The sequence below is a fragment of the Achromobacter sp. HZ01 genome (assembly GCF_003267925.1).
In the GTDB taxonomy this organism is placed as follows: domain Bacteria; phylum Pseudomonadota; class Gammaproteobacteria; order Burkholderiales; family Burkholderiaceae_B; genus Achromobacter; species Achromobacter pulmonis_A.
The window spans coordinates 36,408-61,018 of record NZ_LWKV01000001.1 but is presented as its reverse complement, the minus strand read 5'-3'; the positions used below and the strand labels follow the sequence as shown (position 1 = coordinate 61,018).

At 68.6% G+C, this 24,611-nt stretch carries 23 protein-coding genes; 11 read left to right on the top strand and 12 right to left on the bottom strand.

All coding sequences use genetic code 11. The annotated features are described in order from the left end of the window. Positions 1–28 precede the first annotated feature (28 nt). Complete coding sequence (locus A6B37_RS00320) at positions 29–1,027, top strand: FAD:protein FMN transferase (RefSeq protein ID WP_111824584.1); 999 nt, start codon at positions 29–31, stop codon at positions 1,025–1,027. Positions 1,028–1,190: 163 nt separating this feature from the next. On the opposite strand, the gene A6B37_RS00315 is transcribed toward A6B37_RS00320, so the two are convergent. After that, entirely contained in the window at positions 1,191–1,976 is a 786-nt protein-coding gene (locus tag A6B37_RS00315) for an inositol monophosphatase family protein (RefSeq protein WP_102772525.1), read from the bottom strand. Positions 1,977–2,093: 117 nt separating this feature from the next. Here A6B37_RS00315 and A6B37_RS00310 point away from each other — a divergent pair, with 117 nt between their 5' ends. Further along, complete coding sequence (locus tag A6B37_RS00310; protein WP_111824583.1) at positions 2,094–2,873, top strand: RNA methyltransferase; 780 nt, start codon at positions 2,094–2,096, stop codon at positions 2,871–2,873. A gap of 81 nt (positions 2,874–2,954) precedes the next feature. On the opposite strand, the gene A6B37_RS00305 is transcribed toward A6B37_RS00310, so the two are convergent. Continuing rightward, positions 2,955–3,944 (bottom strand): tripartite tricarboxylate transporter substrate binding protein, encoded by a 990-nt coding sequence (locus A6B37_RS00305; RefSeq protein ID WP_102772527.1) that lies wholly within the window; start codon positions 3,942–3,944, stop codon positions 2,955–2,957. 160 nt (positions 3,945–4,104) lie between these two features. Here A6B37_RS00305 and A6B37_RS00300 point away from each other — a divergent pair, with 160 nt between their 5' ends. Beyond that, on the top strand, positions 4,105–4,866 hold the full coding sequence (locus A6B37_RS00300) for an IclR family transcriptional regulator C-terminal domain-containing protein (RefSeq protein WP_102772528.1): 762 nt from the start codon (positions 4,105–4,107) through the stop codon (positions 4,864–4,866). A gap of 58 nt (positions 4,867–4,924) precedes the next feature. Here the strand turns inward: A6B37_RS00300 and A6B37_RS00295 are convergent, their stop codons facing one another. The 5 genes from A6B37_RS00295 to A6B37_RS00275 form a co-directional block, all read right to left on the bottom strand. Continuing rightward, the gene (locus tag A6B37_RS00295; protein ID WP_102772529.1) at positions 4,925–5,758 is read right to left on the bottom strand and encodes a mechanosensitive ion channel family protein; all 834 of its coding nucleotides are present in this window, start codon (positions 5,756–5,758) and stop codon (positions 4,925–4,927) included. 124 nt (positions 5,759–5,882) lie between these two features. Then, on the bottom strand, positions 5,883–7,004 hold the full coding sequence (locus A6B37_RS00290; RefSeq protein ID WP_102772856.1) for a DUF1513 domain-containing protein: 1,122 nt from the start codon (positions 7,002–7,004) through the stop codon (positions 5,883–5,885). Next, on the bottom strand, positions 6,994–8,082 hold the full coding sequence (locus A6B37_RS00285) for an imelysin family protein (RefSeq protein ID WP_111824582.1): 1,089 nt from the start codon (positions 8,080–8,082) through the stop codon (positions 6,994–6,996). The genes A6B37_RS00290 and A6B37_RS00285 overlap by 11 nt, the downstream gene beginning before the upstream one ends. Continuing rightward, positions 8,082–9,599 carry a di-heme oxidoredictase family protein gene (locus tag A6B37_RS00280; RefSeq protein WP_111824581.1) on the bottom strand — a complete coding sequence of 506 codons (1,518 nt, stop codon included), beginning with the start codon at positions 9,597–9,599 and terminating at the stop codon, positions 8,082–8,084. Before A6B37_RS00280 ends, A6B37_RS00285 begins: the two co-directional genes overlap by 1 nt. Continuing rightward, on the bottom strand, positions 9,596–10,894 hold the full coding sequence (locus A6B37_RS00275) for an imelysin family protein (protein WP_111824580.1): 1,299 nt from the start codon (positions 10,892–10,894) through the stop codon (positions 9,596–9,598). Before A6B37_RS00275 ends, A6B37_RS00280 begins: the two co-directional genes overlap by 4 nt. A 312-nt stretch (positions 10,895–11,206) precedes the next feature. On the opposite strand from A6B37_RS00275, the gene A6B37_RS00270 reads away from it, so the two are divergent. The 4 genes from A6B37_RS00270 (at position 11,207) to A6B37_RS00255 (ending at position 14,508) form a co-directional block, all read left to right on the top strand. Continuing rightward, complete coding sequence (locus tag A6B37_RS00270) at positions 11,207–12,214, top strand: ABC transporter substrate-binding protein (RefSeq protein WP_102772533.1); 1,008 nt, start codon at positions 11,207–11,209, stop codon at positions 12,212–12,214. 3 nt (positions 12,215–12,217) lie between these two features. Continuing rightward, positions 12,218–13,027 carry an ABC transporter permease gene (locus A6B37_RS00265; RefSeq protein ID WP_181390913.1) on the top strand — a complete coding sequence of 270 codons (810 nt, stop codon included), beginning with the start codon at positions 12,218–12,220 and terminating at the stop codon, positions 13,025–13,027. Next, positions 13,028–13,873, top strand: a complete 846-nt coding sequence (locus A6B37_RS00260; RefSeq protein WP_102772534.1) for an ATP-binding cassette domain-containing protein — start codon at positions 13,028–13,030, stop codon at positions 13,871–13,873. It abuts the gene before it with no gap. Positions 13,874–13,953: 80 nt separating this feature from the next. Further along, complete coding sequence (locus A6B37_RS00255; protein WP_102772535.1) at positions 13,954–14,508, top strand: NAD(P)H-dependent oxidoreductase; 555 nt, start codon at positions 13,954–13,956, stop codon at positions 14,506–14,508. A gap of 706 nt (positions 14,509–15,214) precedes the next feature. On the opposite strand, the gene A6B37_RS00250 is transcribed toward A6B37_RS00255, so the two are convergent. Then, the gene (locus tag A6B37_RS00250) at positions 15,215–15,430 is read right to left on the bottom strand and encodes a dodecin (RefSeq protein WP_102772536.1); all 216 of its coding nucleotides are present in this window, start codon (positions 15,428–15,430) and stop codon (positions 15,215–15,217) included. Between the two features lie 189 nt (positions 15,431–15,619). On the opposite strand from A6B37_RS00250, the gene A6B37_RS00245 reads away from it, so the two are divergent. Further along, positions 15,620–16,126 (top strand): DUF6496 domain-containing protein, encoded by a 507-nt coding sequence (locus A6B37_RS00245; RefSeq protein WP_111824579.1) that lies wholly within the window; start codon positions 15,620–15,622, stop codon positions 16,124–16,126. 16 nt (positions 16,127–16,142) lie between these two features. Here the strand turns inward: A6B37_RS00245 and A6B37_RS00240 are convergent, their stop codons facing one another. After that, on the bottom strand, positions 16,143–17,048 hold the full coding sequence (locus tag A6B37_RS00240) for a LysR family transcriptional regulator (protein ID WP_102772538.1): 906 nt from the start codon (positions 17,046–17,048) through the stop codon (positions 16,143–16,145). A 139-nt stretch (positions 17,049–17,187) separates the two neighbouring features. Between A6B37_RS00240 and A6B37_RS00235 the strand changes: the two genes are divergently transcribed. Beyond that, on the top strand, positions 17,188–18,201 hold the full coding sequence (locus tag A6B37_RS00235) for a zinc-binding alcohol dehydrogenase family protein (RefSeq protein ID WP_111824578.1): 1,014 nt from the start codon (positions 17,188–17,190) through the stop codon (positions 18,199–18,201). Between the two features lie 2 nt (positions 18,202–18,203). Here the strand turns inward: A6B37_RS00235 and A6B37_RS00230 are convergent, their stop codons facing one another. Genes A6B37_RS00230 through A6B37_RS00220 form a run of 3 tightly spaced genes read right to left on the bottom strand, consistent with a single transcriptional unit; the run spans position 18,204 to position 20,531 of the window. Then, on the bottom strand, positions 18,204–18,560 hold the full coding sequence (locus A6B37_RS00230) for a hypothetical protein (protein WP_102772540.1): 357 nt from the start codon (positions 18,558–18,560) through the stop codon (positions 18,204–18,206). Between the two features lie 55 nt (positions 18,561–18,615). Next, positions 18,616–19,512: an aldose 1-epimerase gene (locus A6B37_RS00225; protein WP_111824577.1), complete on the bottom strand. Its 897-nt coding sequence runs from the start codon at positions 19,510–19,512 to the stop codon at positions 18,616–18,618. 47 nt (positions 19,513–19,559) lie between these two features. Then, positions 19,560–20,531 (bottom strand): Abi family protein, encoded by a 972-nt coding sequence (locus A6B37_RS00220; protein WP_111824576.1) that lies wholly within the window; start codon positions 20,529–20,531, stop codon positions 19,560–19,562. Between the two features lie 266 nt (positions 20,532–20,797). Between A6B37_RS00220 and mutS the strand changes: the two genes are divergently transcribed. Both mutS and A6B37_RS00210 read left to right on the top strand, forming a co-directional pair. Next, positions 20,798–23,413: a DNA mismatch repair protein MutS gene (mutS, locus tag A6B37_RS00215; protein WP_102772543.1), complete on the top strand. Its 2,616-nt coding sequence runs from the start codon at positions 20,798–20,800 to the stop codon at positions 23,411–23,413. Continuing rightward, positions 23,410–24,603, top strand: coding sequence for a cupin domain-containing protein (locus A6B37_RS00210; protein WP_102772544.1), 1,194 nt, complete (start codon positions 23,410–23,412; stop codon positions 24,601–24,603). Before mutS ends, A6B37_RS00210 begins: the two co-directional genes overlap by 4 nt. The last annotated feature ends 8 nt before the right edge of the window (positions 24,604–24,611 follow it).

The window sequence follows — 24,611 nt, the reverse complement described above, 5'->3', positions numbered from 1 at the left end:
TCCCGCCCCACTCCGCAGGCCTGTCGCCATGAATCCTACCCGCCGCCGTTTCATCGGCATCGCCGCCGCCGCATCCGCGCTGGCGCTCGCCCCCCTGCCCGCGCGCCGCGCCGCGGCTTCCATCGCGCCCACCGTGTGGCGCGGCGTCGCCCTGGGCGCCGACGCCGAACTGCGCCTGTACCATCCCGAACCGCAGGCGGCGCAGCGCCTGATCGCGCAGGCGCTGCAGGAACTGCGTCGACTCGAAGGCATCTTCAGCCTGTACCGCGAAGACAGCGCCCTGTCGCGCCTGAACCGCCAGGGTTATCTGGACGATCCGCCCGCCGACCTGCTGCAGCTGCTCAGCGTGAGCCTGCGCTACGGCAGGCTCACCGGCGGCGCCTTCGATCCCACGGTGCAGCCGCTGTGGCAGCTGTACGCCGGGCACTTCTCGCAGCCGGGCGCCGATCCCGCCGGGCCGTCCGCGCAGGCGGTGGCGCGGGCGCTGGATCGCGTGTCGCGTGAAGACGTGGCGCTGGACAGCGGCCGCATCGCGCTGGGCCTTCCGGGGATGGGGATCACGCTCAACGGGATCGCCCAGGGCTACATCACCGACCGCGTCACCGAGTTGCTGAAACTGGGCGGGCTGGAGCGGGCGCTGGTGGACATGGGCGAAATCCAGGGCATGGACAGCCGCGCCGCGGCCGCCGACTGGCAGGTCGGCCTGGCCGACCCGCAGGACCCCGCGCGCCTGCTGGCCACCGCCAGCCTGCGCAACCAGGCCCTGGCCACCTCCGGCGGCTACGGCACCGCGCTGGACGCCGAGGGCCGCTACACCCATCTCTTCGACCCGCGCACCGGCCGCGCGCGTCCGCTATACCGCAGCGTGTCCGTCATGGCGCCCAACGCCACCCTGGCCGACGCCCTGTCCACGGCGTTCTCGCACATGCCGCTGGACGCCGCGCGGCCCATCGTGCGCGAACACGGGCTGCGGGCATGGTTCGCGTTGCCGGATGGGGGGCTGAAGGTGTTGGAAGCGGGGGGCTGAAAGGGGTTGTTGATGGCGGCTGGCGCCGCCCGATGGGTTTCGCGCGTTTGGCGGGGCGTTGCTTGTGTCGGATGGGGCGCGCTGCACCCATCCTACGTTCGAGGCACCCATCGCGGGATGGGTGCAGCGCGAGATTCATTGGGCGGCGCCAGCCGCCCGGCCATCACGCCGCCGAAGGCGGGTTCAGCGAAGACAGCATCTGCGTGAAGATCTTGGGGCTGGCGGCCAGCACGTTGCCGCTGTCCATCCAGCCCTGCTCGCCGTCGAAGTCGGCGACCAGGCCGCCGGCTTCCAGCACCATCAGGCTGCCCGCGGCCAAATCCCAGGGCTTGAGGCCCACGCCGCAGAAGCCGTCCAGGCGGCCGCAGGCCACGTAGGCCAGGTCCAGCACGGTCGAGCCCAGGCGGCGCACGCCCGTGCTGCCTTCGGCCATCTGGCGGAAACGCGCCGAGCCCTGTTCCGGGTCGCCCGAGTTGGGCCAGTGCGCGCCCAGCAGCGCGTCGTGGTAGCGGGTGCGGCCCGAGACGCGCACTCGGCGGTCGTTCAGGAACGTGCCGCTGCCGCGGCTGGCGGTGAACAGTTCATTGCGCGACGGGTCGTAGATCACCGCCTGGGTGACCTGGCCGCGCTGCGTCAGCGCGATGGAGACCGCGTAGTTGGGCAGGCCGTGGATGAAGTTCGTGGTGCCGTCCAGGGGATCGATGATCCACTGGAATTCGGCCTGGTCCGGACCCTGCAGGCCGAATTCCTCGCCCAGGACGGCATGCTCCGGATAGGCCGCGCGCAGCGTCTCGACGATGGACTCCTCGGCGGCGCGATCGACTTCCGTGACATAATCCCGCGGCCCCTTGCGAGCCACGCTGAGTCGTTCCAAATCCATGCTGGCACGGTTGATAATGGTGCCGGCACGCCGGGCCGCCTTGATGGCGATGTTGAGCATCGGGTGCATAAAATTCCGTACGAATGCGATGAGTTGGCTTGATGATAGGCCGCTTGCCGCCCCCTGCGGCCGGGGGAAATCGACCCAGAAAACCAGGAAGGCACTAAGCCAAACGTGCCATTTTAAATGACTCAAGCATTTTCACGCGTTCGCTTCATCATGGTGAACCCCAGCCACCCCGGAAACGTCGGTTCGGCGGCCCGCGCCATCAAGACGATGGGCTTTTCCGAACTGGTGCTGGTGGCCCCCAAGTTTCCGGATGTAACCAGTCAGCCCGAGGCCGTGGCGCTGGCCAGCGGCGCGCTGGACGTGCTGGAAGGCGCCCAGGTCTACGGTTCGCTCGAAGCGGCGCTGGCGCCGGTGACGCTGGCCTTCGCGCTGACCGCCCGGGTGCGCGACCTCGGCCCCCCGCCCTGCGACATCCGGCAGGCCGCCGAACTGGCGCGCGGCCACCTGGCGGACACGGCCGAGGGCGTGGCCGCGGTGGTGCTGGGCACCGAGCGCGCGGGCCTGACCAACGCCCAGATCGCGCTGTGCCACCGCATCTGCCACATCCCCGCCAACCCCGAATACAGCTCGCTGAACGTGGCCCAGGCCTTGCAGCTGGCCGCCTGGGAACTGCGCTACGCGCTGCTGGCGGCCGCCGGCGCCCCGCTGCTGCCGGCCTCGACAGCGCAAGAACCCGCGCGCGGCGCCGCGCCGGCCTCCGGCGAGGCGGTGCAGGCTTTCCTGGCGCACTGGGAAGAAGCGCTCGTGGGCGTCGGCTTCCTGGACCCCGCCCATCCCAAGAAGCTGATGCCGCGCATGCGCCATCTTTTCACCCGCCTGGAGTTGAGCCGCGACGAGGTGGACATGATGCGCGGCGTCTGCACGGCCATGCTGAAGAAAAGCCGGAACGGGCAGTAGGCCGCGCAAAAAAATAGGGATGGGCCATGGCCCATCCCCACGCATCGGTCGCCGGGCGGCGCGCCGCCCGCGACACGAAGATCAATCCACTTTGGCGCCCGAGGCCTTGACCACCGGGGCCCAGCCTTCCACTTCGGACTTGATGAACTGGCCGAATTCGGCCGGCGTGGTCTTCACGCCCACCGCGCCCAGGCTCTCGAAGCTCTTCTGCACTTCCGGCTTGTCCAGCGCCTTGACCATGGCGGCGTTCAGCGTGTTGACGACTTCCGGCGGCGTGCCGGCCGGGGCGATCAGGCCGAACCACGACGACACGTCGAAATCCTTGTAGCCCGATTCCTGCATCGTCGGCAGGTCCGGCGCGCTCTTGGAGCGTTCCTTGGTCGTCACGGCCAGGGCGCGCAGCTTGCCCGACTGCACGTGCGGCCACGACGAGGGCATGTTGTCGAACATGAACTGCACCTGGCCGCCGACCAGGTCGGTCACGGCCGGGGCGCTGCCCTTGTACGGCACGTGCAGCACGTCGATGCCGGTCTTCATCTTGAACAGCTCGCCCGCCATGTGGATGGAGGTGCCGCTGCCCGAGGACGCGAACGCCAGCTTGCCCGGGTTCTTCTTGGCGTAGTCGACCAGTTCCTGCACCGACTTCACCGGCACCTGGGGATTGACCACCAGGATGTTCGGCACCTTGGCGCCCAGCGCCACCGGCGTGAAGTCCTTGGTCAGGTCGAAATTGACGTTCTTGTACAGGGTCTGGTTGATGGCGCTGGTCACGGCCACGAACAGCAGCGTGTAGCCGTCGGGCGTGGCGCGCTTGACCTGGTCGGTGGCGATGTTGCTGCCGGCGCCCGGCTTGTTCTCGACCACGAACGACTGGCCGAGGCTTTCGGTCAGTTCCTTGGCCATGATGCGGGCGATCACGTCGGTGGTGCCGCCGGCGGAAAAGCCCACCACGATGCGTACGGGCTTGTCGGGATAGGCGGCGTGGGCGGACCCCATGGCGAATGCGCTCGCGGCGGTGGCCAGAACGGTGGCGGCAAGACGCCGCAGGGCAGGCTTTTGACCCTTAGTCATAGTGTCTCCGTGCAGGTACTGTCCATAAAATGGACGATTTGAATTGTTGGATGAGGCATTCTCAGCTATACACGGCCGCTGCATCAAGGTAGAGTCCACGGTACGGACAATGGTTTTCCCTTGACCGTTCCGGAATAACCCTTAGTTTTCAGAGAATTCCATGCAAGACAGCGACGCCGCGGCCGCAGGCCCGCGCACTTTGCGGCGCGGGCTGGCCGTACTGGCCGCCCTGCGAGATCAAGGCCCGGACGGCCTGAGCGTGACCGACATCGCGCGCCTGACCGGCATCCAGCGCCCCACTATTTATCGCCTGCTGGCCGCCCTGCTCGACGCCGGGCTGGTGCTGCCCGTGGCCGGCACCAAGAAATACCGCGCCCAGCTGGCGGTGGACCCGGACACGCGCTCGCGCGATCCGCGGGTGCGCCAGCTGCTGCCCGTGCTGCGCCGGCTGGCCGACCGCACCGGCGACGCGGTGTTCCTGGTGGTGCGCGACGAGGACGATTCCATCAGCCTGCACCGCGAGATCGGCAGCTATCCGGTGCAGATCCTGGCCACCTACGCCGGCAAGCGCCAGCCGCTGGGCGTGGGCTCGGGCGGCATGGCCCTGCTGGCCGCGCTGCCCGACGATACGGCGCGCGGCATCGTCGAGCGCAATTCCGGGCGCCTGGACGAATACGGCGGCATGACGCCGCAGGAAATGTTCCGCCTGATCGAAAACACCCGCGCCCGCGGCTATTCCGTGGTCGGCAACCACGCGGTGCGCGGCGCGCTGGGCGTGGGTTGCGCCCTGCTCGACGCCCAGGGCGCACCGCTGCTGGCGGTCAGCGTCACGGCCATCATCGACCGCATGCCCGCCCAGCGCCAGCGCGAGATCGCCGGCTGGATCAAGGCGGAACTGGCGCGGCTCGCCGTGCAGGCCTGAACGGCCGAAAAAAAACGGGCGCCGGGCGCCCGTTCGTACTGCCGCGTCGCGTCCGCGTTCAGGCGGGCGCGCCGGTCTTGGGGTTCTGGATCTCGCGCAGCGGGATCGGCGGCTGGAAGCCGGCCCGCTCCAGTTCGGTGCGAATCTGCTGGTAAAGGCCCCAGCGCAGGTCCCAGTACTTGGCGGCATCGGCCCACACGCGCACGTTGACGATGACGCCGTTCTCCTTGTAGTCGAACACCTTGACCTGCGGTTCCGGGTCTTTCAGCGCATCTTCGCGCGCGTCGACCAGCGCCTGCAGCTTGGACAGCACCTGCTCCAGGTCGTCGCCGTAGCGCACCGGCACCGGGATATCCAGGCGGCGCGTCTTGTTGCGGCTGTAGTTGGTGATGGTCGCGTTCCAGACGGTGCTGTTGGGCAGGGTCAGGTGGATGCCGTCGACCTGGACCAGCCGCGTCAGGAACAGGCCCACCTCTTCGACCGTGCCGTCGGCGCCCGAGCTCAGTGCCACGTATTCGCCGGCGCGGATGGGACGCAGGATGAGCAGCATGATGCCGGCCGCGATGTTCTGCAGCGTGCCCTGCAAGGCCAGGCCCACGGCCAGGCCGGCGGCGCCCAGCACCGCGATCAGGCTGGCCGTCTGCACGCCGAAACGCGCCAGCACCGCGATCACGGTGAAGATGCGCACCGTCCAGACCACCGTGCTGTAGAACATCGGCACGATCGTGGGATCGATCTTGCTGGAGCGGGCCGCGGCCCTGCGCACCCAGCCGCCCAGCAGCGACGACACCCACCAGCCGATGACGAGGATCAGCAGCGCCACGAGCAGATTGCCGCCCAGCTCCATGAGCTTGGGAGCCCAGGCATTAAATTCTTTCAAGGCTTCTTCCATGGAATCTCCTGTAATTGCCGGTTGCCGGAAAAAACGACCAGGGACTTTATCAGATGCGGCTTGCGCCTGGCGCCGCGGCGCGGTCCCGTCGTGTCAAGGTTTGTAAGGATACGACCGATACGGCTCAGGCGCCGGCCGCGACCTTGCGGAAATGATTGTCCCAGGCGAGTTCGCGCGCAGGCGGCAGGACGCGGTCCTGTTCCTGGCCGGCGGCGTCGACGCGCAGCATCGCGCCCGTGCCGCTGCTGACCAGAAAGCCCCCGGGCGCGGCGGGCGCCACGCCGCAGCCGTCGGCCAGCGCGGTCGTGCCCAGGCAGCGGCCGCTGGCCGCCTCCCAGTAGATCACCTGCCCGCCCACCGGGCTGGACGTGGCGACGACGGCGCCGGCCGCGTCGACCGAGACCGAGCCGACGTAGTTGCGCATCTGGCGCAGCACCGGTTCGGGGCCTGCGAACAATTCCAGCCGGCCGCCGCGCCGGTGGCGGCCCACCAGCGCCGGCCGGTCGGCCGCCGGCCCCATGTACTGGCAGCCGAACCAGACGCTGCCGTCGGCGGCCAGCGCAAGATGGCGGATCGACAGACGATGCAGTTCGGGCGCGAGCTCGTGGCGCTCCAGCAGCTCGCCGCTGGCCGCGTCGATATAGGCCAGCGACGGCCGCATCGTGTCCAGGTTGAGTTCCAGCTTGCCGTAGTCGGGATGCGTCAGGATGCCGCCGTTGGCCACGCACAGCGTCTTGCCGTCGGGCATCAGCACCACTTCGTGCGGGCCGATGCCGCCGGTGTCAAACTCGCCGACGCGGCGGTACGCGCCGCCGGCGCTGGCGTCGTACAGACCGAGCACGCCGCGCCCGGCCTCGAAATCGTTTTCGGTGGCGGCCAGCAGCCGGCCGCCGTCCAGGTAGGCCCCGTGGCCGAAGAAATGCCGCTCGTCGTGCATGGGCAGCGCCTGCGGGCCGCCCGCGCCGCGCAGCGAGAACGCCAGCGCGAAAAAGCCGGGCTGGCGCCCGAACACGACCGCGCGCCCGCCGGCCGGATCGATGGCGAAGCTGTGCCCGCGCGCCGGCATCGGCACCACCAGCCGGTCGCGTCCGGTCTCATCCAGCAGCACCGCTTCGTCGCGGCCCCCGCGCTTGCGCGCGCTGAGATACAGGACCGCGCCGTCCGCGGGCGCGGCGGCCAGCGCCGCGCCGGGCGCCAGGCCCAGCGCGGCCGCCAGCGAGAGGAAGCGGCGCCGGTCAATCGCCATCGAGCGCATTGAATCCGATCATGACGCCCAGGGCGGGCGCCAGGTCCTGGTCGACGATGGCCTTGGCGTTCTGCAGCGTCAGCGACGCCAGCGTCAGCAGCCGTCGCCCTTCTTCGCCGGCCAGCGCCTGCTCCAGCGGGACCGGCACGGCGCGCAGGGTGCGCGCGGCGCTGGCCAGCTCGCCGGTCACCGACGCGGCCATCCACTCGTCGCCCGCCGGCAGCGGATAGGCGCCGGCCCGGTAGAACGCATCGAGCGCCTCGGCGTTGGCGGCCACCAGTTTCATCGACAGCTTGCTGCGCCAGAACGCCGCGCGCTTGGGACGCGCCTGGCCGGCGTTCTCGCCCAGCACGGGCACGATCTTCACGTCGCGCGCGAACTGCAGGCCGGTCGACAAGGCCTTCATGGCCTCGGCCGCCACTTCCTGCGAATCGCGGTAGAGGTCGTTGCCGGGCTGCGGGCGCGCGAACTGGCGTCCGAAGCCGCCGTCGGCGCTCCAGGCCTGGGCCACGTCGCGCGAGATCGTGGCGACGTTGGCGGCCACGGCCCGCGCATAGCCGCAGGCGTAGGCAAAGCCCGGCGTGCCGTGCTTGTCCAACAGGGCCGGCTCGCCGTAGAGCACGTATTCCAGCGCCGGCAGGCCCTGCACCGCCACGCTGCGCCCGGCCAGCGCGCCGGGCGCAAGCAGCGCCTGGTCTTCGGCCGCGAGCAGCGCCTGCACCTGCCTGGGCATCACGCCGCGGGTGTCGGGCCAGAACGCCAGGCGCTCATAGCGGTTGGCCTGCACCAGCGGCCCGAAGCGCAGGATCTCCACGCCGGACCAGGCCAGCGCCAGCCGCTCGAAGTTCTCTTCGATCCGGGCCGCGCCGGCCGCGCCGGGCTGGGCGCACCACTTGCCCAGTTCGTCCTCCAGGGCCGAGGCGGCGTCCGCCATCGTGGCCACGGCCGGACGGGCGTAGTCGCGCGCCAGCCGTTCGCCCAGGTCGGCCGGCAGCCCGTTGGCCGCGGCCCACGGCGCGGCCGCCGCCAAGGCCGCCGCGGCGGCCAGTTTCACTACATGCTTCGCGTATCCCGCCATTACAGAGACTCCAGGAAACGGATCAGATCGGCGCGTTCTTCGGGCGTCATCGCGACCACCCGGTCGCGCGCCGGCCTGGCCTCGCCGCCATGCCACAGCACCGCCTCCAGCAGGCTGCGCGCGCGCCCGTCGTGCAGCCAGGTGGCGTTGGGATTGACGGTCTTGGTCAGGCCGATGCCCCACAGCGGCGGCGTGCGCCATTCGCGGCCGGTGGCCTCGCCGTCGGACACGCCGTCGGCCAGCTCGTCGCCCATGTCGTGCACCAGCATGTCGGTGTAAGGCCAGATCAGCTGAAAGCGGTGCTCGGGCTGCCTGGCGTTGCGGCTGGTCACGTACTTGGGCACGTGGCAGGCGATGCAATTGGATTCGTAGAACAGCTTCTTGCCGGCCAGCACGCGCGCGTCGTCGGCCTCGCGGCGCTGCGGCACCGCCAGGTTGGTGGAATAGATGGTGACGAAATCCATCAGCTTGCCCGGCACTTCCTCGTCGCCGAAGCGCGGCTGCGCGCCGTGCGGCATGTCCAGGCACTGCGGCTGCGCGGCGGTGCAGTCGCCGGAATGCCTGGGGAACAGCGGCGTGGACAGGCCCATGTCGTTGGAGAACGCGGCCGCGCTCTGCTGCTCCACCGTGGGTTGGCCGGCCTTCAGGTTGAAGCGTCCCAGCACGCGCGCGCCGGTGCGGGCGTCGGTCACCCAGTTGGCCTTGCCGACGATGCCGTCGCGCCGGTCCGAGCCCACGTTGGCCAGGATATCGGCCTCGTGGATGGCTTCGAGCAGGCCCAGCCCGATCATGGGCGGGGCCAGGCGCGGCGAGATCTGCGTATCGGCGCGCAGCGGACCGTAGCCGGGGTTCTCGATGCGGTAGGTCGGCTTCATCAGCGTGGCGGTCTCGCCGCCGTTGAGCGCCACCGTGACCGGCTCGTACTCGATCTCCATGCGGCCTTCGGCCGGCAGCCCCGCCACCGCGAAGTTCTGCAGCTGCACGCCGTAGACCGGCTCGGGCAGCGAGGCGATCTCGTCGGCGGCCAGCCTGGGATGGCCGCGGTCGGGACCCTGCGGCACCGCCAGGCGCAGCAGCAGCGCCACGGCGTCGGTGCGTTCGAGCGGATCGAAGCCCGGCACGGTGCCGCGTCCGTCCTTGGTATGGCAGGCCTGGCAGGAACGCGCGTTGAACAGCGGTCCCAATCCGTCGGAGGCCTGCGTCGAGGCCGGCGCCGACACCCAGTCCTTGCGGAACAGCCCGTTGCCGACCAGGAACTGCTGGCGCCCTTCGAAGCTCATGTTGGCCGACGGGTGCGAAAAAATGTCGGCGTTGATCAGCTTGTTGATGGTGGCGGCCCCAGCCTGCATGGTCTCGAAGCTCTCGACCTTGGAGAAGTCGCGCGTGGGCGCGGTGATGGCCGTGACGCGCTTGCGGTCCTCGGCGCTCAGGTCGTCGCGCCCGGCGGGCAGGTCGGGCGCGGCGGCGGCGACGGCGTGCGCCGACGCCGCCAATACGGCGGCTAATGCGAATTTCACTGGAATACGGCGTCGGGTTTGTCCAGGCTGTCGGAACCTTCGATGGAGACCTTGCCCAGCTCCAGCAGCGCGATCACGCGCTCCAGGCTGCGCGTCTGGTCGACCAGGCGGTCGATGGCGGCCTGCACCACGGCGTTGCCTTCCTTGTTGCCGTCGGCAATCATCTGGTCGTAGGTTTCCACCGTTTCGGCGCGGGTCTTCATGGCCTGCATGGCGGCGACCGTGGCGTCCAGCTTGGCGCGCACTTCGGCGTCGAGCTTGGGGTCCTTGGCGCGGACCAGGTCGGACAGGCTGGCGCCCGAGACCGTCTTGCCATCGATGCGGGTGTACGCGCCGAGGTAGACGTTGCGGATGCCGATCTGGTCGTAATAGTGGGAGTTGTGCGTGTTGTCCGAGAAGCAGTCGTGCTCTTCCTCGGGATCGTGCAGCATCAGGCCCAGCTTCATGCGCTCGCCGGCCAGTTCGCCGTAGGACAGGCTGCCCAGGCCCGTCAGCATGGCGATCAGGCCCGCCTTGGGATCTTCCTCGACGGCCTTGCGCGCGGCGCCGTCCTTCTTCCAGTTGCCGACCATCTCTTCCAGGTCGGACACCAGCAGGTCGGTCACGGCCTTCAGGAATTCGACCCGGCGCTCGCAATGGCCGCCGGTGCATTGCCTGGGATCGAAATCCGTATGCGGGCGGTTCCCCGAATGGCGCTCCTGCGGCGTGCCCTTGCGGTCGGCCGGCGCCGGGCCGGTGCCATTCAGGTCCTGGCCCCACAGCAGGAATTCGATGGCGTGATAGCCCGTGGCCACGTTGGCCTCGTTGCCATCGGCCTCGTGCAGCACTTCGGACAGCAGCTCGGGCGTGATCTTGCTGACGTCCACCGTCTTGCCGCCGACCGAGATCTTCGAATTGGCGATGACGTTGACCGCGTAGTAGGCGTTCTCGTCGTTCTCGGTGCCGTACGAGGCGTCGACGTAGTCGATCAGGCCTTCGTCCAGCGGCCAGGCGTTCACGCGGCCTTCCCAGTCGTCGACGATGGGGTTGCCGAAGCGGTAGGCCTCGGTCTGCTGGTACGGCACGCGGGCCGCCAGCCAGGCCGCGCGCGCGGCCGCGAGCGTCTCTGCGCTGGGCTTGGCGATCAAGGCGTCGACGGCCTTGCGCAGCGTCCGGGCGGAAGCCAGCGAATCTTCGTAGCCGGCCAGCGCCAGGTCCGAATACGTGGCGACCACGGCCTTGGGTTCGACGGCCGCCTGGGCCACGCCTCCGAATACCGTGGCGGCCAACACCGCTCCCAACAACAACTTGCGCATCGACGTTCTCCCGTATCTGGACAGGGCCCCGCCCCCGCGGCGGTTCCCTGGTCTTTGGATTTTGAGGATGCGAGTGTAAACAATTTTCGTTTGTTGTTCAGAATACCGTCAGATACCGGGCTTTTTGTTGGCCCCTGCGGTGGTGCGCCATGCACCAACACGGCCCATGCGGCGCACCAGCCGAACGCCGCCTCTGCCTTGCGCCGCCGTTGCGGCAGGCCGGATGCGGCCTGGCATGGCTCTTGCTTGATGTCCTCCATATGCACGCGTGTTCACAAGCGCCATATCCATTGCCGACCAGGAGAGCCTCGCATGATCGACCGAAACAAGCCCTTTGCCTTCAACGCCAGCCGCCGCCGGCTGATCCGGGGCGCCGCGCTGGGCGCCGCGGCAATGGCGGCGCCCGCGCTCGTGCGGGCGCAATCGGGCCCGGTCATCCGCATCGGCTTCTGGCCCGTCGCGGCCGGCCTGCCCTTCTACGCGGCCCTGGAAAAGGGCTACTTCAAGGAGGCTGGCCTCAACGTCGAGGCGCTGAAGTTCGCCGGCCCGCAGCAAGTCATGGAAGCCATGCTGGCCGGCCGCGCGGACGGCAGCGCCAACGGCACCGGATCGGCCAACCTGGCCATCGGCGAGATAGCCTCGCCCGGCCTGTTCAAGATTTTCGCGTCCAATCCCAGCAACGCGCGCAACGTGCTGGATGAATTCATCGTCGCGAAAGACAGCCCCATCCAATCCATGGCGGACCTCAAGGGGAAAAGGGTGGGAACCGGGCCCGGCATCCAGAATTCCACGCTGGCCAAGGCGGTGCTGGAGCGCGCCGGCGTGACCGGGGCGACCGTGGTCGAACTGGCGATCAGCCAGCACGTCGCCGCGGTCGCCGCCGGCCAGCTCGATGCCTGCTACACGCTCGAGCCCACCGGCACCGTGGGCCGGCTCAACGGCACCACCCGCGTGCTGGAGGCGGGCGTCATCGCCAAGTATGTGCTGGGCGATCCGATGGCGCCGTGGTTCGGCGGATCGGCCTCGCTGACCACCGCCTTCCTCGAAAAGCATCCCGAGGAAAGCCGGAAATTCATCGCCGCGTATGCCCGCGGCATCGAGCTGATCCGCGGCAAGCCCGACGAGGCGCGCCCCTACATGAAGGGCTACACCGCGATCGAAGGCCCGATGACGCAGGCCGTGCCGCTCGCGGCCTACACGCTCTACGACGAATTCACGCCAAGCGACATCCAGTACTTCCAGAAGTACTTCGACCTCTTCGCCGAAAAAGGCGTCTTCGCGCAGAAGGTCGACGTTTCCACGATGCTTTACAAGGGCTGAGCCATGACCGCGACCGCATTGACCGCCGCCACGCCCGAGGCGAAACGGCCCCCGCGCAGGTTCCGCGCCGCCCGCCTGCTGCCGCTGATCGGGCCGCTGGCATTGTTCATCGTGTGGGATCTGGTGCTGCGGCTGCAGCTGGTCAGCCCCGTCCTGCTCCCCACCCCGGGCGCCGCCCTCGCGGCGCTGGCCAGGGGCATGGCGGGCGGACCGCTGCTGGGCGACTTCCTGTCGTCGCTGAACCGGACCCTGCAGGCCTTCCTGATCGCCGGCGTGATCGGCGTGCCCCTGGGCGTGCTGCTGGGCAGCAGCGAAAAGGCCTACCGCAGCGTCGAGTTCCTGGTCGACTTCTTCCGCTCCACGCCGTCCTCGGCGCTGATCCCGCTGTTTCTGATGATCTTCGGCGTCACCGACATGAACAAGATCGCCATCGCCGCCTTCGCGGCGGTGCTGGTGATCCTGTTCAACAGCGCCTATGGCGTGATCAATGCGCGCAAACAGCGCGTCATGGCGGCGCGCGTGATGGGCGCGTCGCGCTGGCGCATCTTCAAGGACGTGCTGATCTGGGAAAGCCTGCAGCCCACGTTCGTGGGGCTGCGCAGCGGCGTATCGATGGCGCTGGTCATCGTCATCGTGGCGGAGATGTTCATCGGTTCCGACAGCGGGCTGGGCAATCGCATCATCAACTCGCAGCAGGTGCTGAACGTGCGCGAAATGTACGCCTCGATCCTGGCGGCCGGCGCGCTCGGCTATGCGCTGAACATTCTTTTTCTCGTGCTTGAAAAGCGCGTCGTCCATTGGAGCGGCCGGTAAATGTCCACCGTCATCAATCCCGTCATCGCCCCGGCCCCCGCGGCCGCCCCCTTCACCCCGGGCCCGCTGGGCACGCACATCACGATACGCGGGCTGACCAAATACTTCGCCGGCTGGCCGCTGTACGAGAACTTCGACCTCGACATCCCCAAAGGCAAGATCGTGTCCGTCTTCGGCCCCAACGGCTGCGGCAAATCCACCCTGATCAACATGATCGCCGGCCTGATCCCGGTCGATTCGGGCGAGATCCTGTTCGACGGGAAGTCGCTCGCGCAGACCAAGATCGGCTATGTCTTCCAGAACTACCGCGAAGCCTTGTTCCCCTGGCTGCGCACCATCGACAACATCGCCTATCCCCTGCTCCTCGAAGGCCGCAGCAAGGCCCAGGTCGACGCGCGCGTGGAAGAGCTGGTGGCGTCGTTCGACGTCAAGTTCGACCTGAAGCGCTATCCGTACGAGCTGTCCGGCGGGCAGCAACAGACCGCATCCATCATGCGCGCGCTGGCTCCGGGGCCCGAGGTGCTGTTCCTGGACGAGCCCTTTTCCGCCCTGGACTTCGAGATGACCCTGTTCATCCGCGAGAAGCTGCAAGAGGTTTTCATGCAGACCGGCACCACCATGCTGCTGGTGTCGCACGATCTGGAAGAAGCCGTGTACCTGGCCGACCAGGTCCTGCTGCTGACCAGGCGCCCGACCCGGGTCGCCGAGATCCTGGAGTATCGCGACGCCCGCCCCCGCACCGTGGAAACGCTGTCCGAACCCAGCTTCATCCGGACGAAGAAACTCAGCCTGGAGATTTTCCAGCGCGAAGTGCGCAGACCGTCCGCAGGCTCTCTTTCCGAATAAGAAAATGCGTAATCCGCATTGAGCCGGCTCCAGGACAGGTCTACACTGACCGTTCCTCTACCGCCTGGAGCATGCGCCTCATGAGCACCTACAAGATCGCCGTATTCGTCGGTAGCCTGCGCGCCGCGTCGTTCAATCTGCGGCTGGCGCGCGCACTCGAGAAGCTGATGCCCGCGGACTTCAAGTTCGACTACGTCAGCCTGGGAGACGTGCCGCTCTACAACCAGGACAACGAAAACAACATGCCCGCGCCCGCCGCCAAGCTCAAGCAGCAGGTCGCCGACGCCCAGGGCGTCCTGTTCGTGTCCCCCGAGCACAACCGCTCGCTGCCGGCCGCCCTCAAGAACGCCATCGACTGGGGCACGCGCCCCTACGGCACGAATTGTTGGGCGGGCAAGGCCGCCGGCATCGTCGGCACCTCGCCCAGCGCCGCCGGCACCGCGCTGATGCAGCAGCACCTGCGCAACATCCTGGCCGCCGAAGGGGCCAACGTCCTGACCACGCCCGAGGTGTTCCTGCAGTTCCACGAAGACCTCATCGACGACCAGTACAACATCACCAACGAAGGCACGCGCAAGTTCCTGCAAGGCTGGATCGACCGCTACGTGGACTGGATCAAGAAGTTCAACGCCTGATCGCCGCCGTTGCCGGCCGCGAGCCACGCTCCAGCCGGCAGAGATCGCCTGCCCTACCTCCAGGCGATCGAGCCCTCCGATGCGTCGGAGGGCTTTTTTTTCGCCGGGGCGGATACCCCCTTGCCGGTTATCCCCGCCGACTGTGGAGAAACTTGAGGAAAGCCTTGGGGTAGAACCGAAATCCCCTGTCGTGCCAGGCACTTGCAAGCGGCGATCAAAAACTGCGCAATCCGTCTTTTGGATGATTTCGGGCGGGTTTATCCACCGGAAAGCGCCCGGCGCGCGCTCGCCGGACCGCCGGTGTGGATTTGTCCCCGCATTCTGTGGAAAAGCATGAGGACAGCATGAGGGCAGCTTGGGATTCCCCTTGCACATCAATGACCTGCAGACGGTGGTCAAGAATGGCCCAGCCACCTCGCCGCGGCCCGCCGGTTGTCCCCGGGAAATGTGGATAAGCCTGAGGACAGTCTCTGCGCAGCTGCAAAATTCCCTTGCCCGCCAAAGACTTGGGGGCGCCGGGCAAGAAACGCGCAGCGCCCCGCACCGCTCCGCGCTTCGGCGGCGCGGCCTCGCGCACGCCATCGGCGTCCGGGGCTTGTCCCCACCGGATGTGGACAAACCTCTGAACAGTCGCATGACAAGCTGAAAAAACGCTTATCCGACAGTCACTTGGAAGCCGTGCTCAAGAAAGAAGCAGCCCGCGGGCTCAGTTGTCCCCTTCCAGGCGCATGCCGATCTTCAAGCCGACCTGCCAGTACGCCACCTTGCCGTCCTTGATGTGGCCGCGCACTTCGGTGACCTCGAACCAATCCAGATTGCGCAGGGTTTCGGATGCGCGCGCGATGGCCTGGGTGATGGCGTCGTCGGTGGACTTGGTGGAGGAACCCACCAGTTCGATTTGCTTGTAGACATGATTCGACATAGCTCGTCTCCGCGTAGGGGTGTGAGTCGTGAATCGCAGGTCCGGCGGCGATGTTCCGGCGCTTACGACCGGCAATCCATTCGAACACACAGCATACGCCCACGGCGCTAGAGTGGTGTTACGAGTTCCGTCGCGCCGGACTCGGCGCACGCGGACCCGCATCCGCAACGCAAGCAAGGAGGTATCGTCATGCCTGAACGAAAAACCCTGGAACGAGCGGCGCGCGACAAACGTCAAGGCAAATCCGCATCCACGCAGGCCGGAGAATTCGTGCGCGAGGAAATCGAGCACGTGCGCGAAGGCAAGCACGGGGTGCGCTCCACCAAGCAGGCGATCGCCATCGGGCTGTCCAAGGCCCGCCGCGCCGGCGTCAAGCTGCCGGCGCCCAAGAAGGCCAGCACGGCCACCAAGCGCAAGGCCGAGCAGGACAGCCACGCGGGCGCCGACGGCCATGCCAAGTCCGCCACGCGCGCCCGCGCCACCACCAAGGCCCTGAAGCGCGAGAGCGCCAAGCCGGCGTCGCGCTCCGCGCTGTCGCGCCATGCCAGCGCGTCGGCCTCCAAGCGCAGCGCAGCCGCGCGTTCGGCCGCCGCCAAAAAGGCCGCCGCCACCAAGGGCGCCGCGGGACGCTCGGCCGCCGCCAAGAAAGCCGCCCGCACGCGCGCGGCCAACCGGGCCAGCCACGCGCACCATTGAGCGCGCGGCGTGTCAGCTAGCCTGCCTCGAATTGCCGGAAGCGTTCCTGGAGGAATTCGCGCAGGCGCCGCACGGCCGGCGACAGCAGCATGCGGTGCACGCAAAGCAGATACAGCGGCGAGGATTCGCCGGTGTAATCGGGCAAGGCTTCGACGAGCCGGCCGGCGCGCAGGTCCGACAGCACGTCGTAGCGCGACTTGTAGGCCACGCCGTGGCCCGCAAGCGCCCATCGGCGCACGAGCTCGCCGTCGTCGCCCACGCGGTCGCCCTTGACCGGCACCGTCAGGGCGGAGCCGTCGGCGCGCAGAAACGTCCAGCGGTCGTGCAGCGTTTCGCCCAGCACGAACGACAGGCAGTTGTGGCGGCGCAGGTCCGCCGGCGCCTGGGGCATGCCGTGGCGCGCGAAATAGGCCGGCGAGGCGCAGACCGTGCGGCGGTTGTGCTCTGACAGCGGCAAAGCCACCAGCCCCGAATCGGCGGGTTGGCCGTAGCGCACCGCGAGGTCGACCGGCTGGCGGTAAAGATCGGCGAGGCGGTCGCTGATCCGCACCTGGAAACTGACGCGCGGGTGCTGCTGCTGGAACTCGTCGAGCCAGGGCAGCAGCACGTGCCGGCCCAGGTCCGACGGGATCGACACCGACAAGGCGCCCGAGATCTCCGTCTTGCTGCGCGCCACCGCGTTCTTGCCCGCCTCCAGCGTGGAAATGGCGGAACGGGCGTACTCCAGGTAGCGCTCGCCGTCGCCGGTCAGCCGCAGGCTGCGGGTGGAGCGCACGAACAGGCGCGCGTCCAGCGCCTGCTCCAGGCGCTTGAGCGCGGCGCTGGCCGCCGCCGGCGTCAGGTCCAGCTCGCGCGCGGCGGCCGAGAAACTGCCCTGGTCGGCCGCGGCCAGAAAGATCCTGAGGTCCTCGAAGCGCACCATGCCCGCTCTCATTTTCAACGGATGTTTGAAACTGACTGCGATGCTAGCCCGTTTTTCATTGTTGCGGACTGGGTAATCATGCTTGTGTTCCTAACCAGCGTCGTCCGCACCACCCTCTGACCCGAAGCGAGCCCCATCCATGAAAGCCATCGCCTACTTCAAGAACCTGCCCGCCGACCACCCCGAGTCCCTGCAGGACATCACCGCCGCCGATCCCGTGCCCGGCGACCGCGACCTGCTGGTCGAAGTCCGCGCCATTTCCGTCAATCCGGTGGACGTGAAAATCCGCGCCAACCGCAAGCCCAAGGACGGCCAGCCCGAGATCATCGGCTGGGACGCCGCCGGCGTCGTGCGGGCCGTCGGCCCCAAGACCAGCCTGTTCAAGCCCGGCGACCGGGTCTGGTACGCGGGCGCGCTGACCCGCCCTGGCGCCAACAGCGAACTGCATGCCGTCGACGAACGCATCGTCGGCGCGATGCCGGCCAGCCTGGACTTCGCCCAGGCCGCCGCCTTGCCGCTGACCACCATCACCGCGTGGGAATTGCTGTTCGACAGGCTGCGCGTGCTGGACAACCGCGCGCCCAGCCAGCGCAGCCTGCTCGTCATCGGCGCGGCCGGCGGCGTGGGATCGATACTCGTGCAGCTGGCCCGGCAACTCACGGGCCTGACCGTGATCGGCACCGCGTCCCGTCCGGAAACCCAGGCCTGGGTGCGCGAGCTGGGCGCGCATCACGTCATCGACCACACCCGGCCCCTGACCGGGGAACTCAAGCGCATCGGCTTCGAGCACGTCAGCGACATTGCCGCGCTGACCCACACCGACCAGCACTTCCCGCAGATCGCCGAGGCCATCGCGCCGCAAGGCAGGGTCGCCCTGATCGACGATCCCGCCGCCATCGACGTGCGGCTGCTGAAAGCCAAGTCCGCCTCGCTGCACTGGGAATTCATGTTCGCCCGGCCCCTGCACGACACGCCCGACCTGATCGCCCAGCACGAATTGCTGAACCAGGCGGCCCGGCTGATCGACGACGGCACCCTGCGCACTACGCTGGGCGAACACTACGGCAGGATCAACGCCGAAAACCTGCGCCGCGCCCACGCTTTCATCGAAAGCGGCAAGGCGCGCGGCAAGGTCGTGCTGGAGGGGTTCTAGCCCTACCCCTGCGCCTGGCGCCTGGCGCGGGCGTGGGGGTCCTTGATCTCGGCTTCCAGTTCGGCGATCAGCCATTCGAACCAGCCGTTCTCGGTGCGCGCGTAGACCGCGGCGGCCGGAATCTTGCCTTCGCGCCAGCCCGGCTGGTGCGCGTCCATCCAGGCCGACAGGCTCTTGTGCGGCGCCAGCAGGCCGGACATCCATGCCCACAGATAGTCCGGCACACTGCGCCGAAAGCCCTTGGCACAGGCGTAGAGCGTGGGCTCCAGCGGCAGGTTGCCGCTGCGGGCCAGCCTGGCCTGAACCCTGCGCAGGATCTCGGCTGCGGCCTGCAATTGTTCGGTGCTGAGCTTTTTCACGACGCGACTCCCTGGACTTGGTTTGCCCGGATTATCGCCGCAGCCGGGGGCGCTTTCAAAACGCCGGTTCCAGGCCCAGCAAGGCGGTCGCGCTGAAACGCGCGCCCGGCTCCAGCACCCGCATGCCGGTGCGCGCGTCGCCGCCGGCCGCCAGGTTGAAAGCGTCCGCCACGTTGGTCACCGGTTCCACGCAAAGAAAGTCCGACCCCGGCGCCGAGTACACCACCAGGTGCGCGAAAGCCGGATCGGCGTGCATGGACAACCGGTGCCCCTGCGGCCAGTGCAGCGTGGCGCGCCCCTCCCATTGCGACAGATAGGTATCGCAACCCTCGGCCGAAAGCCGCAGCTCGCGCACATGCCCCACCCGGCTGCCCGTCGGCAGCCCCTCGGCGTCCGCCGGCCAAAGGCGCCGGGCATGCAGCGTCACCCGCTGCGCCGTGAAATAAGGATGCAGCCCCAACCCGAACGGCATCGGCGTCTCGCCCTGGTTGACGATGGACAGCGCCACGCTCAGCCCGCGCGCATCCAGCCGGTAGCGCTGCACGCACTCGAAGGCCCAGGGCCAGCCCAGCACGCCGGCCGGCTGCTCCAGCACCAGATCGACGCTGTCCGCGGCATGGTTGCGCACGCGCCAGGGCAGGTACAGCCCGGCGCCGTGGATCGCGTGCGGCCGCCCCGGCAGCGATTGCAGCGCGTGGCGCGCGCCGTCGAACACGAACACCCCGTCGCGGATGCGGTTGGCGTAAGGCGCCAGCGGATAACTGCCCGCGCGCGGCCAACGCGCCGCCGGCCACGCGGTATCGGTCAGCGGCACGATCCAGTCGTGCCCGCCCGTGGCCAGCCGCGTCAGCCGCCCGCCGCCGTCGGGCGCGAACTCGGCCATATGCGCTCCGCCGGCGATGGTGATGCGGGCGCTGGCGTCCAGCGTTTCGGCAATGGTGAGGGTCTGCATAAGTGAGTACGGTCTATCGAGGCTTGCAGCCTAGCGTACTTGAGGCGTCATGGCTGCCACAACGGATGCTTGCGCCAGTCGGACGGAAATCCCATGTCTGCAAGCGACAGGCGCGAGCCCGCCGGAAAACTCTCCAGATGCTGCCGCAGACGGACCGGCCAGCCCGAATTCGGGCTTGCCATCCGGACGAAATGCAGCAGGATGCAAAGCACGATGAACAAGCGCGAACCCACGGCCGGCCGCCCCAGCAGAACATCGAAAGCACGAACCTGTCCCGGCGCGGGCAACTTGGGCTGATCGATCAGATTCTTGTTCCAGAGCCGGCTATGGTGAGCCGCCACATTCCGAACGAAATTCACCGACCGCAGCCAGCTTTGCATCAACTGCCATCCGGGCAGCCCGTACTTCGCCGCGATTGCGCTTGCATCGTCCACCTTCATGCCCTGATAAAAGGTCGACAGCATTCCGAACTCCCACAGCTCGACGGCCACCCAGATCGGCAACGGCTCGCCATACTTCTGCTGGTAGTGCCTGACAAAGTCCTCTTTCGAACGCGACACCACGTTCCGGTACCGCTCCAGCCAGACCTGGTGACGGGTGCGCCCGCTGGCGGGAATGACCTTCCTGGCGAAGTTGCCATGCAGCAGCGCGGGATTCGAGTGCGCAAACGGGTCCCTGGCCCCCAGCAGGTAGGACACATCCACCCGCAAGGCAACTTCGATACGTTCGACGGCATCGAGCACCAGCAGGCGCAGCCGTTTGTCGAAAACGTACAGCGACAAGACCTGCTCGAAGCTGCTGTCCGGTTGAAACTCATCGAGCCGCCGTAACGGCTGTCCGCCGGTGCCGGCGGACTTCCCGATCCGGCGCAGCGGATACCAGTAGGCGCTCAAGCGGTAATACCCTATCCGCTGCAGGCAGGACAGCGCCGCAGCGTCATCGGTGACGATCAAGCCCCGCATTTTCAGCAAGGCCAGCTGCTGTTCGAAGCTCAGATAGGGCTTGTCATAGGCGTACATTGCTGGCCCCAAAACGAGACTGGCCCAAAAACGAGAAAACCCGCCCGTACATCTTTCGACGCAGAGGGGCGGGCCGTGTTGCCGTCGATTGTAGCCGGCCCCGAATGGCGGGTTCAATCCTGCTTGCGGCAAGTCCGTATGCGCTTGGCCGGCCGTGGGATGGGCATCGTGCGCCGCCCCCATCCCACGCGCCGCCCGATACAATCACGGGCATGAATTCTGCAACGCCCCACTCCGCCGCCGACGCCCTCGCGGGCCACACTCCCATGATGCAGCAATACCTCCGCCTGAAGGCGGAGGCCGGTCCTTTGCTGCTGTTCTACCGCATGGGCGATTTCTATGAAATGTTCTACGAAGATGCGGAGCGCGGCGCGCGGCTGCTCAATCTGACGCTGACCAAGCGCGGCTCTTCCAACGGCACGCCGATCCCGATGGCGGGCCTGCCGGTGCACGCCATGGAGCAGTACCTGGCCCGCCTGGTCGCGATGGGCGAGTCGGTCGCCATCTGCGAGCAGATCGGCGATCCGGCCGCGTCCAAGGGGCCGGTCGAGCGCCGCATCGTGCGCATCGTGACCCCCGGCACGCTGACCGATGACGCGCTGCTACCGGCCAAGGCCGACCGCGCGCTGGCCGCCGCCTTCGTCACCGGCCCGGCGCGGGCGCCGCGCGCCGGCCTGGCCTGGCTGAACCTGGCCAGCGGCGAGTTCCGCGTGACCGAATGCGCGCCGGCCCAGCTGGAATCGGAACTGCACCGGGTGGCGCCGGCCGAGGTGATCTGCGCGGACAGCGCGGAGTTTGATTTCCCGTTCGAATGCGCGCGCACGCGCGTGCCGGACTGGCACTTCGAGGCCGACAGCGCGCGCGCGCACCTGCTGTCGCATTTCAAGACCGACACGCTGGCCGGTTTCGACGTCGAGGACATGCCGGCCGGCGTCTGCGCCGCCGGCGCCCTGCTGCGCTACGCGGCCCGCACGCAGTCGCAGGCCCTGGCCCACGTGCAAAGCCTGTCGGCCGAACGCGCCGGGCAGTACGTGCTGCTGGACCCGGTCACGCGGCGCAACCTGGAGCTGACGCAGACCTTGTCCGGCGAAGATTCGCCCACGCTGTTCTCGCTGCTGGACGGCTGCCGCACGCCGATGGGCAGCCGCCTGCTGCGCCGCTGGCTGCATCACCCCTTGCGCGAGAACCAGCAGGCGCAGGCGCGCCAGCAGGCGATTTCCGCGCTGCTGGCCGGCCGCATGGACGTGGAGCAGACCTTCGGTGCGGCCGGCTTTGGCTCGGCCGGGCTGCTGGAATCGCTGCGCGGCGCGCTCAACGCCTTTCCGGACATCGAGCGCATCGCCACGCGCCTGGCGCTGCGTTCGGTGCGCCCGCGCGAACTGGCCAGCCTGCGCGACGCGCTGCAGGCCCTGCCGGCGCTGCGCGACCTGGTCGAACCCATGGCCGACTCGCCGCGGCTGGGCGAATTGATCTCGCACCTGTCGGTCGACCCGGCGCTGGCCGCGCTGCTGGCGCGCGCCATTGCGGCCGAGCCCGCCGTCGCCATCCGCGACGGCGGCGTGCTGGCCGCGGGCTTCGACGCCGAGCTGGACGAATTGCGCGCGCTGGCGGCCGACGGCGGCGACTTCCTGGTCCAGCTCGAAGCGCGCGAGCGCGAGCGCACCGGCATCGGCAACCTGCGCGTGGAGTTCAACCGCGTGCACGGCTTCTATATCGAAGTCACCAAAGGCCAGACCGCCAAGGTGCCCGAGGACTACCGCCGCCGCCAGACGCTGAAGAACGCCGAACGCTACATCACGCCCGAACTCAAGACCTGGGAAGACAAGGTGCTGTCGGCCCAGGACCGTTCGCTGGCGCGCGAGAAATGGCTGTTCGAGCAGTTGCTGGACGTGCTCGCCGAACACGTGCGCCCGCTGTCGGACTGCGCCGCCGCGCTGGCCGAGCTGGACACGCTGGCGGCGCTGGCCGAGCATGCGCGCCGCCACGACTGGGTCGCGCCCGAGCTGTCCGAGCAGGCCGACATCGACATCGAGGCCGGCCGCCATCCGGTGGTCGAGCACGCCATCGAACGCTTCACGCCCAACGGCTGCCGGCTGGAGCCGGCGCGCCGCATGCTGCTGATCACCGGCCCGAACATGGGCGGTAAATCGACCTATATGCGGCAGGTGGCGCTGATCGTGCTGCTGGCGCGCATCGGCAGCTTCGTGCCGGCGGCGCGCGCGCGCATCGGCCGGATCGACCGCATCTTCACCCGCATCGGCGCGGCCGACGACCTGGCCGGCGGGCGCTCGACCTTCATGATGGAGATGACCGAGGCCGCCGCCATCCTCTCGGCCAGCACGCCCAACAGCCTGGTGCTGATGGACGAGATCGGCCGCGGCACCTCGACCTACGACGGCCTGGCGCTGGCCTGGGCCATCGCCTGCCGGCTGCTGGCGCACAACCGCGCGCTGACGCTGTTCGCCACCCACTACTTCGAACTGACCCGCCTGCCGGCCGAACAGCCGGCCTCGGCCAACGTGCACCTGGCCGCGGCCGAATCCGCCGGCGGCATCGTGTTCCTGCACGAAGTGCGCGAAGGCCCCGCCAGCCGCAGCTACGGGATCCAGGTGGCCCAGCGCGCCGGCGTGCCGCCGGCGGTGATCCGCCAGGCCACGCGCGAACTGGAACGCCTGGAAGCCCAGGGCGCGCCCACGCCGCAGCTCGGCCTGTTCGCGGCCGCCGCCGAGGCCGACGCCCAGGCCGACGCCGCGGCCGAGCGCTCCGATGCCTTCGAGGTCCTGGACGCCCTGCGCGAGGAACTCGCCGCCATCGACCCCGACAGCCTCACCCCGCGCGAAGCGCTGGACGCCCTTTACCGCTTGAAGAAGCACCTCCAATGAACCTCGACCGACCCTTGACGCTGCTGGGCGACCAGAGCCCCAACGACTTCATGCGCCGCTACTGGCAGCGCAAGCCGCTCCTGATCCGCCAGGCCATCCCGGGCTTCAAGCCGCCGGTCACCATCGCCGCCATCAAGAAGCTGGCGCGCCGCGACGACGTGGAGTCGCGTCTGATCTGGCGCGAGAACGGCGAATGGCAAATGGAGAACGGCCCCTTCGCACGCCTGCCCAAAGACAACGAAGGCGACTGGACGCTGCTGGTGCAAAGCGTGGACCTGCACAGCGACGCTGCGTCGGAACTGATGCAGCTGTTCCGCTTCATACCCGACGCCCGCCTGGACGACGTGATGATCAGCATCGCCAGCCACGGCGGCGGCGTGGGCCCGCATTTCGACAGCTACGACGTGTTCCTGCTGCAGGCCGCCGGCGAGCGCGAATGGCGCTACGGACGCCAGAAGGATCTGTCGCTCACGCCCGGCCTGCCGCTGAAGATACTGAGCCGCTTCGAGCCCGAGGAAAAGGCGGTGCTCGCCCCCGGCGACATGCTGTACCTGCCGCCGCAGGCCGCGCACGACGGCGTCGCGGTGGGCGACGGCTGCATGACCATCTCCATCGGCTTTCGCGCGCCCACGCAGGCCACGCTGGCGCGCGGCCTGCTGGAGGCGGCCGCCGACCAGGTCATGGCGCGCGTCGGCCTCCTGGGCGGCCCTTACGGCGAACCCGCCCTGCCCGGCCCGAAGCTGTCCGCAGTCTACCGCGACCCCGGCCAGCCGGCCGTGGACACGCCGGCCGCGCTGCCCGACGCGCTGGTCGCCGCGACGCTGCAAACCGTCGAGAAGCTGCGTTTCGACGACGCCCTGGCCTCGCGCTTTCTGGGCTGCTGGCTGACCGAGCCGAACAACCTCAGCGTGTTCGACGCCCCGGAAGGCATGGACGTGGATCTGGAAGAGGACTGGCCCGCCGGCGGCCGCCTGGTGCTGGACCGCCGCAGCCGCATGCTGTATCGCGGCAAGCAGCTTTTCATCAACGGCGAGACGGCCATGGCGCCGGCCGAAACCGCGCTGCGCGCGCTGGCCGATGCGCGCAGCCTGGACTGCGCCGATCCGTCCTGCGCGCGGCTGTCCGACGAGGCGCGCTCGTGCCTGGCGGACTGGCTGGATTCGGGCTGGATCCACTACGTGGCGGCGTAGCATCTGGA

Coding starts and splice junctions, on each gene's coding strand:
- A6B37_RS00315 (WP_102772525.1), bottom strand. CDS start 1,976: ATGCACCCGATGCTCAACATCGCCATCAAGGCGGCCCGGCGTGCCGGC.
- A6B37_RS00275 (WP_111824580.1), bottom strand. CDS start 10,894: ATGCGCAAGTTGTTGTTGGGAGCGGTGTTGGCCGCCACGGTATTCGGA.
- A6B37_RS00255 (WP_102772535.1), top strand. CDS start 13,954: ATGAGCACCTACAAGATCGCCGTATTCGTCGGTAGCCTGCGCGCCGCG.
- A6B37_RS00265 (WP_181390913.1), top strand. CDS start 12,218: ATGACCGCGACCGCATTGACCGCCGCCACGCCCGAGGCGAAACGGCCC.
- A6B37_RS00320 (WP_111824584.1), top strand. CDS start 29: ATGAATCCTACCCGCCGCCGTTTCATCGGCATCGCCGCCGCCGCATCC.
- A6B37_RS00250 (WP_102772536.1), bottom strand. CDS start 15,430: ATGTCGAATCATGTCTACAAGCAAATCGAACTGGTGGGTTCCTCCACC.
- A6B37_RS00305 (WP_102772527.1), bottom strand. CDS start 3,944: ATGACTAAGGGTCAAAAGCCTGCCCTGCGGCGTCTTGCCGCCACCGTT.
- A6B37_RS00225 (WP_111824577.1), bottom strand. CDS start 19,512: ATGCAGACCCTCACCATTGCCGAAACGCTGGACGCCAGCGCCCGCATC.
- A6B37_RS00290 (WP_102772856.1), bottom strand. CDS start 7,004: ATGGCGATTGACCGGCGCCGCTTCCTCTCGCTGGCGGCCGCGCTGGGC.
- A6B37_RS00260 (WP_102772534.1), top strand. CDS start 13,028: ATGTCCACCGTCATCAATCCCGTCATCGCCCCGGCCCCCGCGGCCGCC.
- A6B37_RS00300 (WP_102772528.1), top strand. CDS start 4,105: ATGCAAGACAGCGACGCCGCGGCCGCAGGCCCGCGCACTTTGCGGCGC.
- A6B37_RS00210 (WP_102772544.1), top strand. CDS start 23,410: ATGAACCTCGACCGACCCTTGACGCTGCTGGGCGACCAGAGCCCCAAC.
- A6B37_RS00285 (WP_111824582.1), bottom strand. CDS start 8,082: ATGGCGGGATACGCGAAGCATGTAGTGAAACTGGCCGCCGCGGCGGCC.
- A6B37_RS00310 (WP_111824583.1), top strand. CDS start 2,094: ATGACTCAAGCATTTTCACGCGTTCGCTTCATCATGGTGAACCCCAGC.
- A6B37_RS00295 (WP_102772529.1), bottom strand. CDS start 5,758: ATGGAAGAAGCCTTGAAAGAATTTAATGCCTGGGCTCCCAAGCTCATG.
- A6B37_RS00240 (WP_102772538.1), bottom strand. CDS start 17,048: ATGGTGCGCTTCGAGGACCTCAGGATCTTTCTGGCCGCGGCCGACCAG.
- A6B37_RS00235 (WP_111824578.1), top strand. CDS start 17,188: ATGAAAGCCATCGCCTACTTCAAGAACCTGCCCGCCGACCACCCCGAG.
- A6B37_RS00245 (WP_111824579.1), top strand. CDS start 15,620: ATGCCTGAACGAAAAACCCTGGAACGAGCGGCGCGCGACAAACGTCAA.
- A6B37_RS00270 (WP_102772533.1), top strand. CDS start 11,207: ATGATCGACCGAAACAAGCCCTTTGCCTTCAACGCCAGCCGCCGCCGG.
- mutS (WP_102772543.1), top strand. CDS start 20,798: ATGATGCAGCAATACCTCCGCCTGAAGGCGGAGGCCGGTCCTTTGCTG.
- A6B37_RS00220 (WP_111824576.1), bottom strand. CDS start 20,531: ATGTACGCCTATGACAAGCCCTATCTGAGCTTCGAACAGCAGCTGGCC.